Raw genomic sequence first — 18,827 nt, forward strand, 5'->3', positions numbered from 1 at the left:
CCTTAGTTGCCATTGGCCTGGACAAACGCCAGGGTTAAACTGTCATGGGCAAGGAAGTGAGCCAAATGGAAGGCGCGATCTTCAGTCTCCAGGAGAATCTGCTCGTATAAATATCGTGTACCGCGATCGCCCAAGCTTTCTGCCTGACCTGCCTGCCGCCGGAGGACACTGATCACGGCTTGCTCTGCAGCTAGGTCATGTTCCAGCATCTGACGGGCATGAAAGGCACCATCGGCTTCTGGGGTAAAGCAACACAGTTGCGCTAATTTGGTGAAGCTGGCAGCAGGAGTCCCCCCTAAGCCATCTAGACGTTCCCCCACTTTATGGGCATGTTCTTGAACTTCTTCATAACAATGGGAAAAGAACTCATGCAGCCCATAAAACTCAGCACCCTCAACCACAAAGTGGTGCTTTTGATATTGCAAATAAAGGGCTTGAAAACTTGCTAAGGCAATGTTTAATCCTTCGCAGACAGGGGATGTCACCGAGGTATCCAGCAAGACTGGATTTTCGTAAGTCTGATCAAAAGCGCGGAGGACGCGCTGTGTCTCAGCCATGATTTTTCTCTCCTTAAATCTAGAAGTCCAGTTTCTGGAGGATGGATTGTGAGTCATCATCCACCGTTGATTCTAACCTTTTCTCTCAATTCTCCGACGTTGCATCCACGGTTCTGCAACCCAGTACCACTGAAAATACAGCATTGGACTGATTTTCACTAGCGATCTGCGATCGCAGATCAGAGCTGAGAAGATGTTTAGAAAGTAACCAATGACACCTGTATGAAAAAGGCTTCCGAGTGTGTAGGCTCAAATAATTCAACCCAAAGCCATCTCGAAAGCAATGAATACAGGATATCCCACAGACCTAACCTCTGAACTTGCTGGTGGGGGCATGTCTCCTGCGAGTGCGTCATCGTCAACTGGCGGATCGTCTCAACTTACCGCTACGCGGAAGCAAGCTACGGGTTAGGGGCAATCTCCCGCTACATGCTTCGAATGTAGCGGTCAGTAGTTGACTATGGGAACCTGATTGCCTTTGGTCAGTACCGATGTTAAGCTTTTGTGCATCCAGAATTCCTAAAACCAGGCTTGAACCCCTCGCAGTATGAGGATCAGTTTGGAAATCAATGATCTACGCCCTGGTTCGTATCAGTCAGCTCATTGATGAATTCTCTCTACAGCAGGAAGCCCATCTAGTAATTTCACTGTTCACCCCAGAACTGATTCTGGCGGATCGAAACTTTGATGTGCTGGGAGGTATAGCTGGTAAAATTCTTGGCCTGCTAACATTGTGGGAAGCTGTGCCTACCTCCCCAGCCTTGGAAGTGGCAATTACCTGCGGAGAACGTTTACTTCGGCATCAATAGGGGGTTGACACCCTACCTAGAGCCTGGAAAACTTGGCGGGATTCAGACTCACGGTTTTTTCTCAAGGGACGGCTGGAATAGTTTATCCGCTGATGCGACTCTTTGCGGTCGCTGCGGATTCCAGCAAACTACCCTCGGTTTTGCTGTGGCAATGAGATAGCCCAGTTGATTTGTGATATGAAACGACAAGGCTCTCTAGCACGAGTAATCAAATATATAGTGATCAAGTTCCAAGGTTAATCATGAGAATCGCGATTGTCAACGACATGCCCATGGCAGTAGAAGCTCTCCGGCGAGCATTAATGAATACCCCAGACCTTGACATTGCCTGGATTGCTCAAAGTGGGGCGGATGCCATTGCTCAGTGTGCGAAGGACAAACCCGACCTGATTCTCATGGATCTGCTCATGCCTGGGATGGATGGGGTAGAAACCACTCGGCAAATTATGCAAAATACGCCCTGCGCCATCCTAATTGTCACGGCCAGTGTCGCCTCCAATGTCGGCAAGGTATTCGATGCGATGGGATATGGAGCTTTAGACGCCGTCGATACTCCAGTCTTGGGCGTTCAAGGAAATGCCAGTGCCACCCTGACATTGTTGAGCAAGATTGCCACTCTCAGCAAGCTGATTGGCAAATTCTCCCAATCTGCAAAAGCTCCTCCAGTGGCTTACACCCATAAATCTGCTTCTGCGAGAATCACGCCCCCATCCGCTCCCACGGCTCACGCCTCCAGTCCACAACCCCTAAACCACAGCTCACGCCCCCCACTGATCGCGATTGGTTCTTCCACAGGTGGCCCCAAAGCCCTTGCTGTGATTCTGTCTCGGCTTCCTGCTGACTTTGGAGCCGCGATCGCCATCGTTCAGCATGTCGATCAACAATTTTCTGACGGATTAGTGGATTGGTTGAATCAGCAAACCCCCTTGCCGGTTAGGCGAGTCAAAGTCGGCGATCGCCTGGAAAAAGGCACTGTGTTGGTAGCCGGAACCAACGACCATCTGAGCCTCCGAGCCGATTTGACCTTGCACTATGTGAAAGAGCCTGCTGATTATCCCTACCGCCCCTCGGTGGATGTATTTTTCAAAAGTTTGGCTCAGCACTGGAGCCACCAGGAAACCGCTGTGTTATTAACAGGTATGGGACAGGATGGTGCAGAAGGACTCAGTACCCTGCGATCGCGGGGTTGGCATACCATCGCCCAGGATAAAGAGAGTTCTGTGGTCTATGGAATGCCGAAAGCCGCCGCCGAGTTAAACGCGGCAGTGGAGATTTTGTCCCCAGAGGCGATCGCTAATGTCATCATCCGGAGGTTGAAGCTCAGAACATCTCGAACCTGAAACCTGGCGTTGAAAGCCCAGGATTGATACCGACGGTCGCTGAACTCCGCTGTGATTTTTGAGCACGTCCATGAATCACTATCTGGCAAAGCTGTTCATAGGAATAGGGGTTCTTGGCTCCACTTTATTTGGGGTTGCTAGTATTCATTTATTTACAGATCAATCCTTCTACCCCACTACTGAAAATACTGAACTTGTTCACGGTAGACTCCGTGAGGCGATTCAGATCGACCCGAAGGTAGCTGGGAAGGGATTGGAGATTTGGCTTCAGGGAGCGGCGATTCCGTACCGAGGCAGCAGCGGCTATCCAAAATACTATAGAGCCGTACTGCTTGATACTTTTGTCCCTGGTGCTGAGGTCGAAGTAACGATTAACCCTGCAGAAAAGGTAAAGCCAAGAAGAGATCTTGTGAGAGGACAGGACTTCATCAATCTCTACTCACTCTCGGTAAATGGCAAGCAGGTATTCACCCATCAAGATTACATTGCCTGGAGTCATCAAAACACTCAGAAAGGGAAGATCGTTGCCCCTGTCCTGTTGGGTTGTGGGTTACTGATCATCGGTTTTGGATTGTATATTATTAAACGGTGAAATTAGGGACAATTCTATTCTTTTTTGTTGTCTGCTTTTAGTTAAATGAGGACATTTTGAATAAAAAAGAGATATTTAAATACGATGGAACCGATAAATTATTTAATTACCTCAAGAATGAGAACAATATTCTCTCTCGGGAAGGTAAAATTTTTGTTGAAGACCTTTGGGAAAAGACTCATGCCTATCTCGACCAAAACCTAACTAAAGACCTAAGGTCAGACTGCCATTCTCGTTTTTGGGAGATGTATCTAGCAGCCACTCAGTTAGATTTAGGGAAAAGACTTGAAAAAGGTCGCTCTGAGGGACCTGATATTTGCATAGAAAAATCCGTTGATTTACCTAAGATATGGGTAGAGGCAGTTACCGCAACAAAGGGCACTACAGAAGATGCAGTTTTTGAGATACAGCCCAAAGTAGGCATAAGTGTTTTGGACAACCAAACCGAGGAACAACTTGCCGAGAAAATCAAATTGCGACTGACATCCGTGTTTGACAAGAAATTCAAGCAATTCAACAAATATATATCAAACCAAATAATCTGTGATGGACAACCTTGTATTATTGCTATTAATGCTGCTAGAGTACCGATGGCAAGTTTTGAAAATGATGATGTTCCGATAATAGTCAAAGCACTTTTGCCATTTGGAAACCAAAATGAAATCACTGTCAACAGATATACTCTAGAAGTTGATGACTATAGTTATTCCTACAAAGATTTTATTTCAAAAGCGAAGGGTGATCCGGTAGCAACAACTGCTTTCTCGGATGCTAAATACTCTAAGATTAGTGCAGTAATTTACTCTTGTGTTGATGTCTTTGACGCTATTTTCAACGATTCAAAGGACTTGACTGATAAACTTTTAGTATTCCATAATCCTCTTGCACAAAATCGTTTGCCTCTTGGTTATTTGAAATGTAAAACTGAGTGTTGGGTTGACAGTGAGGGATTTTTAAATATAGAAAACTGAAATGGAAATGGAACGATTCCCTGCAAGAATTCACATTCTCTTAGCTAGCAACGCACCCATTGGCGTTGTGATTAGGCGTGGGCCTTCTAAACAGGTTTGCACGTTGCTATGGGATCGATGCCGTGATCAATTTACCCTCGCTCAGTGGCTGAAAGGGCGTATTTACGAGCGACGGAGTGACCTATCCCCCGATGGCAAGTATATGATTTACTTTGCGATGAATGGGCATTGGTCATCAGAAACCAAAGGTTCATGGACGGCGATTTCCCGTGCGCCCTGGCTAAGGGCGATCGCCTTATTTAGTAAGGGGGACTGCTGGCATGGCGGTGGGTTATTTACCGGCGATCGCGCGTACTGGCTCAACGACGGATATGGTCATTGCTTGCTACAAGATGCCAGCGAAGTTCATCGAGACACCCGTTATCAGGTACTGGAATCCTATGGTGGCGAGTGCCCCGGTGTATATTACTTGCGCTTGCAGCGCGATGGCTGGACTTATCTCCAGCGAGATCAACTGGCGAAACGAAAACATTTAGATATCTTTGAGAAGCCCTTGAAAAACGGGTGGATGCTGCGGAAGATTGCCCATGCAGAAGTTGGTGCTCCCCCTGGGAAAGGCTGTTACTGGGATGAGCATGAGCTGGAACACCTAACCGCTGGGGTTCTCCTCAAATTCCCTACTTGGGAATGGGCAGATTGGGATCGCAACCGCCTGGTTTGGGCAGCAGAGGGCTGTCTCTACACCGGATATCTCCGCAGTCATCAACTCAAAGATATGACCTTGATTTATGACTTTAATGACTTAAAGTTTGAACCTCGATGTGCCCCATATTAGGGTTGTTCATGCCTCAACGTTGGATAATAGCCTGGGCTGCCTTCACTGCCAACTCATCTGCCCGAATATTCCAAGGATCACTGCCATGACCTTTGACCCAAGTCCACTCAACTTGATGGGTTGCTGCTAGCCGATCTAGCTCTGCCCAGAGATCTAAATTGGCCTTACGCTTCCAGTTACGCGTCATGGTATTCACCAACAGTTGGCTATCGGTGTGTAGTCTCACCTGGCAAGGTCGGGTGAGGGATTGGAGGGCTTGGATCGCTGCCATCATTTCCATGCGGTTATTGGTGGTGGCAGCCGCCCCGCCGGAAATTTCTTGGGTATGGTCTCCATACCGGAGGATAGCAGCCCAGCCGCCAGGTCCAGGGTTACCCTTACAGGCACCATCGGTATAAATCACAACGGGAGAAGTCATAAGTTAAAGAGATTGAGTGAATGGCAACCGCACTGATAGAGCATAAACGGCAAAAACGCTGGGATATCGATACTAACGGGGAGAGTGATCCTCTCAGTCAACTCCTTGCCTCATTCTGACAGCAACTTTGAACTAGCATAATTGGGTACCTGCAATGCAGTGAATCCCAAACTCCCGCCTACCGATTGGGGGCACAGGGGCAAGATCTCCCCCAAACCAACCCATCAGCCTCTGAAAACGACTCCAGGCCATCACCCGATTGGATTACTCTGGTTACAGACGATTTTTCTCATCTGCTTCATCCTTTTCGGTGCTTCTCTGGCAATGACCTGCGGTATTTACCAAATCCTCAATACCGTCAACGGTAAATCCTATGTTGGTCACGCCCGCCAGATTGAGCAACGCTGGCAACAACACACCCAAGATCTGGATCAGGTGTCTGCCTTAGAAACAAGGCAGTATTCCTTACGGTCGGAGTTTCTAGCCTACAATCTGCGCACAGTGGTGACCAAAGCGGGTCGCCATGGGGTGTTTGAGTTTTATATCACCGAAGTTTGTGCCCCTGAGGCTTTACTAGAGACTCAAAGCCGCTGGATTGAGACCCTAAAACCAGCCTATAACGTCACCCCAGTGGTTCGCCGTCAACGGGCTCCATCCTCCCCAGCCCCAAAATTCTGGATCTACTATCACAACTTCGAGAAGTTGGGCTATTTGCCCATAGAACCGCTGCTCTATCACGATAAAATCACCTCGGAGTACGGTAAATGCTTGAGCGTATCAGTTGCGAACCGAGGGATTGTCACCGCCAGCGGCCAACCCTTGTATGTGATTGTTGGTATTGGCAATCGACCGCGACAATACTACCTTTGGGGGCGTTTCATCCTGGAAGAAATCTTGCCCAGTGAGGAGCCACCATCTTTGGTCTATCATTTATTGGCCGACGGCGAGTTGTTAAAGACCCCCCAGTTCCTCAATACCCCTGATTTTCAGGCGTTTAAAAAAGCCTGTGGTTATTTTCGTAAGGGGGCAATCGCCTGCGGAGCAACTCCCTTTCAAGAGACCTTAGAAACCTTAGCCAAGAACCATCAACCCGTCGGGAACACCCTGGACTTTAGCCAATTGTTGGAACACTTTTATGCTCAGGTGTTAAGAATCAATCCAGGGGAAGCTGGAATATACTGTCAACAGGGCTTACTCTATTACCAACAAGGTCAAGATCACCGAGCGATTCAGGCCTTGGATCAAGCAATTCAGCGGCGACCTCAAGCAGCCATGGCCTATTACTATCGCGGTTTAGCCTATCACCAACTGGGGCAGATTCCCCAGGCTTGGTCGGACTTGCAAACCGCACTGGATCTGCTGAAGACGCAGGAGCAACCCAGTCATCTGACGGCGATTGTCCAGACGCTGATAGCAGAACTGCCTCCCTTAGCCGATATCCACTTCCAAGGTTGATTCAATATTGGCACGCATGATCGAGGTCACCGATTGGGAGTGATCGCAAATCCCCGTCGGGGCGATCGCGGCAGGTCAGTGGCAGAAATCACCTGAAATTGCACCTGATCCTGATCCTTGCCTCGCTTCGCCGTCAACCTCCAAGTGCCGGGGCGCAACGGCCAAAACACAGATGACCCAGCCTGTCCTGCCAGGGGTTGTCCATTGAGTTGCCACTCCACAGCGGTCTGGCTCTCTGCGGCCAACTTAAACTCCAGGCGTTGACTACCAGGGTTGGCGGAGGCGGTGGGATAGAGGAGAAAGGTATCACCATTTTGGGGGGCAATAATCTTCAGCCCAGCCTCACTGCTGATGGAATAGGGTTGCCGCGTCAGCCATTCATTGTACTCATCCGGTAAATTCAGCTGGTAAGCATTTCCCTCTGTACTTGCTCCTGTCCCTTGGTAAAAGGTATCGGGCTGTTGTTCATAGGTTGACAAATCTTCAGGGTAAAAATATTCCTGAACCACGGCGGCACAGGCGGGGGTCGGTCGCCGTCCAGAAAGGGCACATACGGGGCGCTGTACTAGCCCATCGGGAAGGGCAAAGGCTTCGGGTTCCTGGTGCTCATGCAGGTGCAACATGATCCGATGCCACAGGGGGGCGGCTCCAGTAATGCCAGAAACTTGAAGCATGCGATCGCCATTAAAATTTCCCACCCAGACGGCAACGGTGTAATCCGTGGTGAAGCCGACCGTCCAGGTATCTCGGTAATCGGAGGAAGTGCCCGTCTTCACCGCCGCCGGAAAGGGCAAACTCAGCAGCGATGTCACCCCAAAGGCTTTGGCACGGGCATGGGGGTCGCTGAGCATGTGGGTAATCAAGGCCCAAGTAGCAGCCTGGGGCATGGGTTGGGGGGGGGATGCCGACGGGAGCGCTACGGCTCTGGTTGCCACCAAGGGGAGCGCCTGTCCCTGGTTTGCCAGGGTGACGTAGGCACGGGTGAGTTCCCAAAGACTGACTTCGCCACTCCCGAGCACCAGTCCCAGGCCATAGTAGTCTGGGGAATGGGTTAGATGTTCAAAGCCGAGGTGCCGTAAACGTTCCAGAAATACAGGGACACCCAACCGCTCCAGCACTCGCACCGCCGGAATGTTGAGGGAGTTAGCCAGGGCGACTCGCACCCGTACCGGGCCTTGAAAGGTTTCGGAGTAATCCGAGGGACTATAGAGCTGGGCACCGGGAATCGCATAGTAGGTGGGCACGTCTGCCAACACCGTATTCGGTCGAATCACCCGCCGCTCTAAGGCCAATTCGTAGACAAAGGGCTTCAAGGTTGAGCCAGGTTGGCGGAGGGCTTGTACTCCATCATTCCGACCCAGTTGGGTATCGGCAAAGTAGTCCGGGGACCCCACATAGGCGAGGACTTCCCCGGAATGGTTATCGACAACTAGCACCGCTGCCTGGTGGACATTGTGGACGGTTAAACTCTGAAGAACTTGCTGCACCTGGGTTTCGACGAAGGTTTGCAAAGGCAGATCCAGGGTGGTGCGAATTTGAGAAGGGTGTTGGGGCGGGAGTTGACGGGCCAACCAAAACAGGAAGTGCGGCGCTGCCAAAATTCCTTGCTGACGCGGTTGGAGGGCAACGGCTGTCATCGCCGCCCGATCTGCCTGGGCGGATGTCAGATAGCCGTCCTGCACCATTTGCGCCAAAACATACCGCTGCCGTCGTTTCAGGGCTGACCAGTGATCGTAGGGGTTTAAGTGGTTTGGATCATTGGGCAGGGCTGCCAGTAGACTGGCCTGAGCCAGATTCAGCTCCCGTGCTGATGTTCCAAAATAGATGCGGGCTGCGGCCTCAACTCCGTAGATATTGCCCCCCATCGGCAACCGATTCAGGTAGGCCATCAGGATGTCATCTTTGCTCATACCAGCGGTCAGTCGCCAGGAATCCCAGATTTCCTGAAGCTTCCCCACCCAGGTGCGCGGGGATGGATGTAACATCCGGGCTAATTGCATGGTGATGGTAGAGGCACCACTGACCACCTGTCTGGCGGCAACGGCTTCCAGAACCGCCCGGGCGATCGCTCGGAGATCTAAGGCTCCGTGGTCATAGAACCGCCCATCTTCAGCAGCGAGCACTGCCTGGATCAACAGAGGGGAAATCTGATCTAAGGCCACGGCCATTGTGTGCTCCTGATCCCGGCTGAGCAGCGTTCCCAGAAGCAATCCATGGCGATCGCGTAAAGTTACCGCCTGCTGATCTTGCAGCAGATCCTGGGCGTGAATCGGCGCTAGGTAGGGCAAGAGCCGCACCGTTAACCCCAGACCCATGAGCATCAGGATTAAGGACACCGAACGGGGGAGGCGAAACCAGACTGAACCCAGCGATCGCCCGGTACGGTCACCTTGGTGCTGGATCCGATACAGGCGTTGCAACCACGGTTGTCCCATCCCTCACCTCTGACCTGATGTTCCTCCTATTCTGCCTCGGCGGTTCTAAAATCTCCGGATTTTTTTGTCAGAAATGCAGGACTGAGTGCTCCAGGGGCAGCGACTGCCTAAACAAAATCTTTGCGTTTTTGCAACAACGGGATCACTACCAACATCCCCAGAATCAATAAGCCTAAATTGCGCCAGTGTTGAACCACATTGACATTGAACATATAGCCCTGGTCTTTGTTGAAGCGGTTGATCAGACCCTCCGCTTCATTGATGGACTTACTGCGTTTTTGTTGCCAGTCAAGATAGTTCGTTTGCCAGGTTTCCATGGCTTTTTGATAGGCATCGACTTGGCTTTGATACTGCAAAGCCAAGATTGGATCAAAGGGCATCTCTCCCGGTGGGGTTGGCTTCACGGGCTGGGGCAGATCAACGGCGGGGTCATACTTCGCCTTAATGCCAGGGAAGTCACAGACTTTAAACACCTGGGAGCCAAAACAGTGACATTGGCTGAGTTGGGCATCGGTCAATTGATCCCGTTCGGCTTCAGTTTTCTGCCAACAAGCATCCTTCGCCACCCCTTGCCCCAAACCCGACAAGGTGACTAAGGTCTCAAAGGGCCATTTAATCACGGTGAGATTGTTAATCACCTGGCCGGGTAACCCAAAGGAACCAATCGGTTGAATGCCACCACTGAAGATGATCTGGGGAATCAAAAACATCAGAATCAGCAGCGGAGCCACATTCTGATTCGGGGCGATCGCAGAGACGAGCAGACCGGTCACCATGCCCCCAAAGATTGCCAACACCAGGGTCACATACATCTGCCAGGTCACTTCCAACCCACCGGGAAGGTTAACCGCGAGTTTGATCACCAGCAGATAAGCCCCTCCCTGGTAGATGGCCAGCAGCGCCCCAATCCAAACCTTCGAGAGCACGTAGGGCAAAACCTGGAGACCAATCATCCGTTCCCGGCGGTAGACTTCTACCTCTTTGATCAACTCTCGCATCGTGGTCATGGCTCCCACCATCACCGCCACCAAGGCGGTGACAAACAGCATCGTCAGCGCTTGGGCCGCACTGCCATGGGTAGCGTCAAACAGATTGGACTTCCAGGTAAAAAAGTCGAGCATTGCCAGCAGAGGGGCGATCGCCAGGGTCAGGAGGAGATTGGTGCGATCCTGAAGCAGAATTGCCAGATTGCGACCCGATAAAATCAGAAACTGCTGCCAAGCGGAAACCCGCTGACGACTCTGGGGAGGAAACTTAGGACGGGTGCGGCTGTTTTTGCGGCTATCGTCTAGGACGATGCCTTGTTGCCGCTGCACCACGTATTGTTGATAGAGGTGGGACTGGCAATATTTTTGCTGGAGTTCCTCCGCCGAAGGAGCGTTGGGGTTTTTCTCAATATCTAAGGCTCGGTAGATGCCGGAGAAGTCTTGGAGCTTCATGCCCTGGAACTGTTCCCGGAAGTTATCGCGGAAGTAATCCAGCATCTGCTCAGGGGGGCCAAAGTAGGCGACCCGTCCCCCCTCTGCCATGTAAATGACGAGGTCACATTCTCGAATATTTTGCGTCGCGTGGGTGATGATCAGAATCGTGCGCCCCTGATCGGCCAACTGCCGCAGGAGGCTCATCATGTCCGCTTCGGTGCCGGGGTCAAGACCCGAGGTGGCCTCATCCAAAAAGAACAGGCTGGGCTTGGTTAGCAGCTCCACCCCAATACAGACACGGCGTTGCTGCCCTCCACTCAATAACTTGATCGGAACCTGCTGCCGATGGGAGAGCCCCAATTCAGCGAGGACGACTTGTATCCGTTGGCGGCGTTCCTCTGGGGTGGTATCGGGGGGCATCCGCAGTTGGGCCGCAAATTCTAAGGCCTGGGCAATGGTCAATTCCTCATGGATGATATTTTTCTGAGGGACATAACCCAGTTGAGCATGGTAGGCGTGGTAGTTCTTGTACAAATCCATACTATTCACCAACACCGCCCCACTACTGGCTGGGCGCAGCCCATTGAGGGCATCCAGCAGGGTGGACTTACCACTGCCACTGGGGCCAAGAATGGCGACAAATTCCCGGGGCAAGATCGATAGGGAGACGTGGTTGAGAATCTGGGTACCCTTGCCCACCACCTTACAGAGATTCAGGGCATCTAAGCGGAGATTCCCCTCCTCAACATGTTGGGTGAAGGATTCATCAATATTCAGCACTAAGCGATCGCACCCAATGCGGATGGTATCCCCTGTCCGCAGCACGACGGGGGACATGACTTCTTTGCCATTCACATAGGTGCCGTTACTGGAACCCAGATCATTGAGGACAAAAGAACCATTTTGCCGCTCAACCTTGGCGTGGAAGCGGGAGACCGTGGGATGACTGATCACCATGTCATTGCGCGGATCACGGCCAATGCTCAAGGAATTGCGGCCACTGAGGGAGAGGTTATCGGGGGGCAGGCTAATGCCCAGTTCCGTCAGGCTGGTTAAGGCCATCGTTTCTGGTTCATAGCCCTCCAGCTGCGTCACGGGCAGGCGCGGCAACCAAACTTTCTCCAGGGCCATCTCCTCTATAGGTTGCACCCCTCGATAGGACAAACTCAGGGATGGGGTGATGCGCAGGCTATCCCCTGCTTGCAGATCCCGTTGATCCACTGGCCTGCCCTGATCGGTCAATGCTTCTGGGGTGCTGAGGTTGATGATCGTGAAGCGATTGTCTGCCTGTCGAACCAGACGGGCGTGGCAGGCAACCACCGCTGGGTCATGGATGACAATATCGCAGGTGGGGTGAGAACCCAGTAGTAATGTTTCCCGATTCAGGGAAAAATCTTGAAACCATTGATCGGTAATAATTCTCAGAACGGGAGCTGTTGTCGCCAAACCATAGGAGAGGGTGGCGTGGGGAGTTATCTGTTGATTGGTGCGAAAGCAGAGCGTAAACGTACCAATCTGAATCAGATCGCCATTGCTCAGGGCTTGAGCTGTTTTTGCAGTGAGTTGGAACTCATTCACCTTGGTGCCAATGGCACTATCAAGATCTGTAATGAAGTAGCCTTCACTGCCCCGATCAATCTGGGCGTGGTAGCGAGAAATCGTTGGATCGTTCAAAATCAAGTGATTGTCCGGCGCTCGACCAATGCTGACCGTGTCCTGCTCGATCAGAAACTCCTGCCGACCAATGTTTTTGATTACTTCTAACCGGGCGGGACTTGCCGTCATACGTTGTGTGCGATCATTTTGCTGCAACTGTACTGGATTTTCAGTGCTTTGCAAAGCTGCACTTTAGGCACTAACGCAGGTCTAAAGCTGACTGGGTATAGGTTTTGGGGATGTGCTTTGGGTTGAGATCCGATGGTCTATGGGGCTTCGCCTGCTAAGTAAGCAGCGATCGCCTCAGTGGCTAACTGGGATACTTGCTTGCCCTGGGCAGTTGCCGCTGTTTGCAGACGGGCGTAGAGATCCGGTTGGACGGTAATGCGATGGCGAGTTTTGGTGACCCGCGGCGTGGTGGCCTCATAGGTGGTCACAAACTGACGCAGGGCTGCAAAGCCGACGCGATGACAGAAGTCTCCAAAGGCTTCCCCTGACTGCCGGGACTGCTTAAAGTAGACAAAAATAGGTTCCAGCTCCGCTTCCAGCTGGTCAATCGGCAGTTTTTTCCAGATAGGCCTGGGAGAGGCGACTTTGATTGGGGGCGGCTCCCAGCCAGACCTGGTAACAGTCGGGGCCACTGCCAACAAACCCCAACTCTGCCAGGTAAGGTCGGGCACAGCCATTGGGACAGCCCGTCATCCGGATGACAAAATGCTCCCCAGCCAGACCGACCTGACTCAATAGGGTGCGAATCCGCCCCAGGATACTAGGAATCACCCGCTCAGACTCTGCGATCGCCAATCCACAGGTGGGCAATGCTGGACAGGCCATGGCGTAGCGCACCAGGGGATCAATCTCGGTTTCCCGTTGAATGCCGCAGCGGTTGAGAATCCCTTGGATCTCAGACTGCTGAGACGGCTCAATATCGTAGAACAGTAAATTTTGGTGGGGAGTCAAGCGCATGGGGAGGCTAAACCGCTGCACAATTTCCCGCAGGGCGGTTTTCAATTGCAGCGTCCCTTGGTCGTGAACCCGGCCATTATCAATCGACAACCCTAGAAACAGCTTGCCATCCCCCTGTTCGTGCCAGCCGAGGAAGTCTAAATACTGAAATTCTGGCAGCGGCTTAAAGGGCAGAATCGGTTTGCCGAAATATTCCTCAACCTTGGCGCAGAAGCGTTCGACCCCCCAATCTTCGATCAGGTACTTCATCCGGGCGTGTCGTCGTTCGCCGCGATCGCCGTAGTCCCGCTGGGTGGCGACAATGGCCTTGATCAAGTCATAGATATCGGCTGTCTCCACATAGCCAATGGGGTCGGCCAAACGCGGGAAGGTTTCCTCCTTATTGTGGGTTCGGCCTAGTCCCCCTCCTGCCAGGACGTTAAACCCTTCCAGTTCTCCCTGGGGGTTGGTGATCACCACCAGGCTGACATCCTGGGAGTAGAGATCCACTGAATTATCTCCAGGAACCGTCACAGCACACTTAAACTTCCGGGGCATGTAGTGGCTGCCGTAGATCGGTTCCTCCTGATCCGAGAAGATCGTGCCACTGCCATTGCGTTGGCGGGCTGCTTTCACCGCTGGAGCTTCTTCCGCTGAGATCACCTTTTCCCCATCCAACCAGATTTCGTAGTAAGCCCCGGTTTGGGGGGTGAGGAGATCGGCAATCTGGTGGGCATACTCCCAGGCATACCCATATTCGGGGCGGTGGCGATAGGGAGCCGGTGGTGCCATGACATTGCGGTTGAGGTCGCCACAGGCTCCGAGGGTAGACCCCATGCTGTTGACGATGGCGGCCATCACTACTTTGAGATTTTTTTTCAGCACCCCATGGAGTTGAAACCCCTGACGGGTGGTAGCTCGCAGGGTGCTGTTGCCATAGGTCTCCGAGAGTTGATCGAGGGTCAGATACAGTTGGGGGGGAATAAATCCACCGGGACTGCGGGTTCGCAGCATGAACTGATAGTCTTTTTCCTGCCCTTTGACTCGATGATCGCGATTGTCTTGCTGGTAGGACCCGTGAAATTTGAGGATTTGGATCCCATCTTCACTGAAGTGGGTGGTCTCTTGCAGCAGTTCAGTTGCCAGGGGTTCTCGCAGTCCATGACTGCGTTCCTTAATGCCCTCTACTTTGGAAAGTTTGCGGGCTGGCGGCGGGGTGGGCGTCGGAGTCTGTACCATAGGTGCTAAACGAATCTGAATTTCCGGTAACTTGATCGGAAATCTGTTGAATTTTCCTATCTTAGCCTGCCGTTGGGATCGGACTCAACGCAGGGGAGCTTAAGAAAACCTGATCGCTGCCTCCGAACCAGGTCTCGGTCGAGGAACTGTCACAGATCCTAACGATCGCACCCCTGGAGCTGCCTACAGTCAAAAGTATTCCTTCCTCACACAATTCACAACTATGTTGCACGGTGTTTATATCAATAACATCGCTGGATTTCTGCCGGGAAATCCCATTGATAATCAACAGATGGAAGACTACTTGGGCAAAATTGGCGATCGCCCTTCCAAGGTCAAACATCGGATTCTCAAAAGTAATGGCATTCAACAACGCTATTACGCCCTGGATCGCCAGCAAAATACCACCTATCAGAATAGTCAAATGGCGGCCCTGGCAGTTCGAGATCTGATGGCAAAGGCAGCCCTAGAGCCGGAAGCCATTGATCTGCTTTGTGCTGCCACCAGTTGGCCAGATTTACTGATTCCAGGGTTTGCCAGCATGGTGCATGGCAACTTACCCGAACTCAGTCCCTTAGAAATTGTCTCCACCCAGGGGGTTTGTTGTGCGGGGGTAGCCGCGCTCAAATATGCGGCCTCTCAAGTGGCCTTGGGCAGTAAACGGGGGGCGATCGCCGTGGCTTCTGAGTTAGCGTCCCGGCTATTTAAACACACCCAATTTACCGATCAATCGGCAGTCCAAACCGGGAAATCCCTCCCCTTTGATACAGAATTTTTGCGTTGGATGCTCTCCGATGGCGCGGGAGCCTGTTGGCTCCAAAATCATCCCAATCCCCGAGGGTTGAGCTTAAAACTAGAGTGGATCGAACTGATTTCCCATGCCAATGCCTACCCGGTGTGTATGTACGCAGGGGCGAGGGATGCTACGGCTCAGAAAAGCTGGTTAGACTATCCGACCTACGGTACCGCCGCGGCGGCGGGGGCGATCAACCTGCGTCAGAATATCCGACTGCTGGAAGATGTGGTCAAACTGGGGGTGGAGGGCTGGCTGAAATTAATCGAAACCGGACGGGTGCAGCCCGATGAGATTGACTGGCTGTTGTGCCATTATTCCTCTGACTTTTTCCGCAGCCAAATTGTGACGTTGCTGGAAAAAGCAGGGTGCCTAATCCCAGAATCCAAGTGGTTTACCAATCTTTACACAAAGGGGAACACGGGCTGTGCGGCCATTTACCTGATGTTGGAGGAACTCTTCCACTCGGGTAAACTCCAACCCGGTCAGACAATTTTCTGTTTTGTCCCGGAAAGTGGTCGCTTCACCACTGCCTACCTGATGTTGCGGGTGGTGGCAGGTCATCCCCCCCATTGCCTACCCCCAGGTCTACAGGAGACTGACTCCCCCGCCGTGGTGTTGCCTTTGGAAACCCCAGAATCAGTTCCGGCAAGGCTCTGGAGACAGCTCACCCTGGTGTGGCTAGAATTTGAACGCCAGCTCCGGTCGGTGCCCTTGGTGCGAAAGCTCCATCGGGGGGGAATTCACCCTTGAGGATTACCAGGCTCTGCTGTGTAATTTGCGCCCCCAGGTGGTGGAAGGTGCTCGCTGGATTGCTCGTGCAGCCTCGAACATGACTGACTTTCGGCTGCGATCGCTGTTTATTGGTCATGCCCAGGAGGAACATCGGGACTACCAAATGCTTGAGCACAATTTTGTCTCGGTGGGGGGTAGCTTGGAGACAATCCAGCAGGCGGAGAAAAATATCGGCAGTGAGGCGCTGTCGGCGTTTATCTTTCAACGGGCGGATCAGGAGAACCCCATTGATTTGTTAGGGAGTCTGTTCATCATTGAAGGTTTGGGAACCCGTCTAGCGGGGCAATGGGCAACCCAGATTCAACAAACCTTGGGACTCCCCCGTGAGCAGGTTTCGTTTTTGGCTTACCATGCTGACCATGATCAAGCCCACACCGCCAAACTCGATGCCCTGTTCGCCGCAGATTGGATGACGGATGCCATGGCTCGCCGGATTGTAAAAACGGCTCAGGTGACGGCGCGACTGTATGTGTTGCAATTAGAAGCAATTCGTTAGCAGGCTCCAGTTATGACCCTCCTTGCGTCTTATTTCCCCGCCCCGCGCGATCGCCGCGATCCCAATGCTTGGGATGCCCTGTACCTCGATCAGGCGATTCCCGTGGATCCGGTGGCCAAAGCCTATATGGTTCAGGATTTACAAAGCTGGAGTCGTCGCTACCTCTTGGTGCCGATCCGGCTGGTGGCTAATCTATCGCTGGCTATGATTTTGACCCTGAAGCGGCTGCTCCCCTTTCAGTTCCATGCCTACCAGTTGATGCACCGCACTGCGGCCTGGTTCTTGCAGACCTGGGTCAGCCCTGCCGCCTGCTACTTGATTGTGCGGCATCTGGGCATTGGCTCCAATATTGTTAACTTTTTGATTGACAATGGCCCAGACTCCACCTTAGAAAAATCCCAACTGTATCCCCGCACTGTGGCGGATCTAGCAGAGAATGCCTTTCTCGAACACGATTTAATTCTCTATAACTTTCTCTTGGACTACCAAGCTGCCCAGCAAGCCAATCCTGACTGGGTAGGGAAGTTACAGCATCGGGGGTTGAGCTATGACAGCATCCAACCTCTGGAGGTGCAGGTGGCGGAGAACCACACCTCCCCGCTGAGGGTGCTGGATCTGGAATCAGCGATTGAATTGTTCAAGGTGTTTTATTCCCTCTGGCTTACCTGTGATGAATTTGAACGAGCAGTTTTATCCCTGCAATTGGATGAAACCATTGCCTGTCATGTCAGTGTGGTGACAGGGGACCATCACTGGAACCATTTGGTGACCAATCGCCATCCCCTAGCGCCCAACAGCCCCTTTCATGCGGCTCGAGATTTAATTCTCCATGGAATTCTCAGTGAATACCTGCACCGCTATCTGGAAATCCGTAAACAACAGCATTTGCAGGACAGGGATCTACTATGATTTGGGCAGGTACCGCCAGCCCGTAAGTGTGCTATGTCTGATCTTCCCCCGACCTCTGCTGTTGACGCTGAAGCATTGCTGCAATCCTTGCGCCGTAAGGAAGGGACTTGGGTGGAATGGGGGCAAGCCTGCCAAACCTTGCAAAAATCAGGCCACAGTCCCCAGGCAATTTTTGAAGCCACGGGCTTTGAGCCGATTCAACAAAATCAGATTATCGTCGCTGCTCAGGTCTATGCCACCCTGGTGGTTACCGCAGCTCCGGAAGCGGTGCAGGCGCACTTTCAACAGCGAGGGAGCGATATTCTCTATGAGTTGCGGGTGTTGACCCAGGAAGAACGTGCCGAAGCTGCCGCCTTGATTTGGGCTAAAAAACTGGATGTGGATGGGGCGAGGGAAGTCGTGCGAGCCTTAAAAGATTATGGGCGGCTTCCCGAACTGCCCAAGGGCTTTTCCCGGCATCCAGGGGATGCGATGGCTCACCAGTACTGGAAGCAAGCCCGCCAACAGCCCGATCTCCAGGCGCGATCGCGGTTGATTGGACAAGCTTTTACCTACGTCCACAGTGAAGCCGCTCGCCACCAAATTGAGCAACTGCTCACGGATTTTACCGTAGTAGCTCCGCAAAAAGCCCCGTACTGGCCGCTCTACCGTCTCGACAGTGAGGAAGAACTGCCCCGGATCTTGCCAGTGGTGGGTAAATTGCCCCTCACCCCAGCGGATTTACAGGCGACCCCTTGGATCGAGGCTGTGGCTCCCTTCCAGTTGGTTTCCTTTCAGGGCAGTGGTGTCTGGGTGGCAATTCCAGGGTGGCAAGTGATTCTCAATGCGGCAGACCCAGTGGCGCTCTTATGTGACAGTGAACGGTTGCCCACCCCCCTACCGGGTGCAGCGGAGGAACTCCTATTGGTGGTGGATCGGGCAGAACGTCAGTGGAGTAACGAGGGTTATTTCTTAAGTGAGCAGGACGATCAGTTGATCGTGCAATGGTTCCCTGAAACTCCAATGTTACCGATCCTGGGACGGGTGGTGCTGGTGATGCGTCCCCGCAAGGTGCTGATTGAAGCGGTCAATCAAGATCCCTGGCAAGTGGATGAGTAAAAATCATGCCAGGATGAGGGTGTTTGATCTCAAAGGCGATGAATACTCGAAAATTTATTCCGT

General features: G+C 52.4%; 12 protein-coding genes and 2 pseudogenes. 9 read left to right on the forward strand and 5 right to left on the reverse strand.

The genetic code is table 11. From position 1 onward, the window contains the following. Positions 1–2: 2 nt before the first annotated feature. Positions 3–557, reverse strand: a complete 555-nt coding sequence (gene dpsA, locus DO97_RS08865; RefSeq protein ID WP_036532567.1) for a DNA starvation/stress protection protein DpsA — start codon at positions 555–557, stop codon at positions 3–5. A 569-nt stretch (positions 558–1,126) separates the two neighbouring features. Here dpsA and DO97_RS08870 point away from each other — a divergent pair. The 5 genes from DO97_RS08870 to DO97_RS08890 all read left to right on the forward strand — a co-directional run bounded on the left by DO97_RS08870 (position 1,127) and on the right by DO97_RS08890 (position 5,104). Further along, the gene (locus DO97_RS08870) at positions 1,127–1,366 is read left to right on the forward strand and encodes a hypothetical protein (RefSeq protein WP_036532569.1); all 240 of its coding nucleotides are present in this window, start codon (positions 1,127–1,129) and stop codon (positions 1,364–1,366) included. A gap of 242 nt (positions 1,367–1,608) precedes the next feature. Then, complete coding sequence (gene cheB / locus DO97_RS08875; protein WP_036532570.1) at positions 1,609–2,706, forward strand: chemotaxis response regulator protein-glutamate methylesterase; 1,098 nt, start codon at positions 1,609–1,611, stop codon at positions 2,704–2,706. Between the two features lie 70 nt (positions 2,707–2,776). Continuing rightward, on the forward strand, positions 2,777–3,298 hold the full coding sequence (locus DO97_RS08880; protein WP_156120501.1) for a hypothetical protein: 522 nt from the start codon (positions 2,777–2,779) through the stop codon (positions 3,296–3,298). 56 nt (positions 3,299–3,354) lie between these two features. Then, positions 3,355–4,269, forward strand: a complete 915-nt coding sequence (locus DO97_RS08885) for a hypothetical protein (protein WP_036532574.1) — start codon at positions 3,355–3,357, stop codon at positions 4,267–4,269. 103 nt (positions 4,270–4,372) lie between these two features. Then, positions 4,373–5,104, forward strand: a complete 732-nt coding sequence (locus DO97_RS08890) for a hypothetical protein (RefSeq protein ID WP_204368547.1) — start codon at positions 4,373–4,375, stop codon at positions 5,102–5,104. A gap of 13 nt (positions 5,105–5,117) precedes the next feature. On the opposite strand, the gene rnhA is transcribed toward DO97_RS08890, so the two are convergent. Further along, positions 5,118–5,522 (reverse strand): ribonuclease HI, encoded by a 405-nt coding sequence (gene rnhA / locus DO97_RS08895; protein WP_036532576.1) that lies wholly within the window; start codon positions 5,520–5,522, stop codon positions 5,118–5,120. A 159-nt stretch (positions 5,523–5,681) separates the two neighbouring features. Between rnhA and DO97_RS08900 the strand changes: the two genes are divergently transcribed. After that, positions 5,682–6,977, forward strand: coding sequence for a tetratricopeptide repeat protein (locus DO97_RS08900; protein ID WP_156120502.1), 1,296 nt, complete (start codon positions 5,682–5,684; stop codon positions 6,975–6,977). Positions 6,978–7,003: 26 nt separating this feature from the next. On the opposite strand, the gene pbpC is transcribed toward DO97_RS08900, so the two are convergent. The 3 genes and pseudogenes from pbpC to sir form a co-directional block, all read right to left on the reverse strand. Further along, complete coding sequence (pbpC, locus tag DO97_RS08905) at positions 7,004–9,298, reverse strand: penicillin-binding protein 1C (RefSeq protein WP_052128567.1); 2,295 nt, start codon at positions 9,296–9,298, stop codon at positions 7,004–7,006. A 221-nt stretch (positions 9,299–9,519) separates the two neighbouring features. Then, positions 9,520–12,618 carry an FHA domain-containing protein gene (locus DO97_RS08910; protein ID WP_072016409.1) on the reverse strand — a complete coding sequence of 1,033 codons (3,099 nt, stop codon included), beginning with the start codon at positions 12,616–12,618 and terminating at the stop codon, positions 9,520–9,522. 137 nt (positions 12,619–12,755) lie between these two features. Beyond that, positions 12,756–14,673, reverse strand: a pseudogene (gene sir / locus DO97_RS08915) (sulfite reductase, ferredoxin dependent). A 223-nt stretch (positions 14,674–14,896) separates the two neighbouring features. Between sir and DO97_RS08920 the strand changes: the two are divergent. The 3 genes and pseudogenes from DO97_RS08920 (at position 14,897) to DO97_RS08930 (ending at position 18,764) form a co-directional block, all read left to right on the forward strand. Then, positions 14,897–16,757, forward strand: a pseudogene (locus DO97_RS08920) (3-oxoacyl-[acyl-carrier-protein] synthase III C-terminal domain-containing protein). Positions 16,758–16,769: 12 nt separating this feature from the next. After that, positions 16,770–17,666, forward strand: a complete 897-nt coding sequence (locus tag DO97_RS08925) for a DUF6999 family protein (RefSeq protein ID WP_052128548.1) — start codon at positions 16,770–16,772, stop codon at positions 17,664–17,666. 33 nt (positions 17,667–17,699) lie between these two features. Then, positions 17,700–18,764, forward strand: a complete 1,065-nt coding sequence (locus tag DO97_RS08930) for a RuBisCO accumulation factor 1 (protein ID WP_036532579.1) — start codon at positions 17,700–17,702, stop codon at positions 18,762–18,764. The last annotated feature ends 63 nt before the right edge of the window (positions 18,765–18,827 follow it).

The organism is Neosynechococcus sphagnicola sy1 (assembly GCF_000775285.1).
Classification (GTDB): Bacteria; Cyanobacteriota; Cyanobacteriia; order Neosynechococcales; family Neosynechococcaceae; genus Neosynechococcus; species Neosynechococcus sphagnicola.

Bases quoted from the DNA above. Each gene is read 5' to 3' on its own strand.
- DO97_RS08880 (WP_156120501.1), top strand. From the start codon at position 2,777: ATGAATCACTATCTGGCAAAGCTGTTCATAGGAATAGGGGTTCTTGGC.
- rnhA (WP_036532576.1), bottom strand. From the start codon at position 5,522: ATGACTTCTCCCGTTGTGATTTATACCGATGGTGCCTGTAAGGGTAAC.
- cheB (WP_036532570.1), top strand. From the start codon at position 1,609: ATGAGAATCGCGATTGTCAACGACATGCCCATGGCAGTAGAAGCTCTC.
- DO97_RS08925 (WP_052128548.1), top strand. From the start codon at position 16,770: ATGACCCTCCTTGCGTCTTATTTCCCCGCCCCGCGCGATCGCCGCGAT.
- DO97_RS08910 (WP_072016409.1), bottom strand. From the start codon at position 12,618: ATGACGGCAAGTCCCGCCCGGTTAGAAGTAATCAAAAACATTGGTCGG.
- DO97_RS08870 (WP_036532569.1), top strand. From the start codon at position 1,127: ATGATCTACGCCCTGGTTCGTATCAGTCAGCTCATTGATGAATTCTCT.
- pbpC (WP_052128567.1), bottom strand. From the start codon at position 9,298: ATGCTCATGGGTCTGGGGTTAACGGTGCGGCTCTTGCCCTACCTAGCG.
- dpsA (WP_036532567.1), bottom strand. From the start codon at position 557: ATGGCTGAGACACAGCGCGTCCTCCGCGCTTTTGATCAGACTTACGAA.
- DO97_RS08930 (WP_036532579.1), top strand. From the start codon at position 17,700: ATGTCTGATCTTCCCCCGACCTCTGCTGTTGACGCTGAAGCATTGCTG.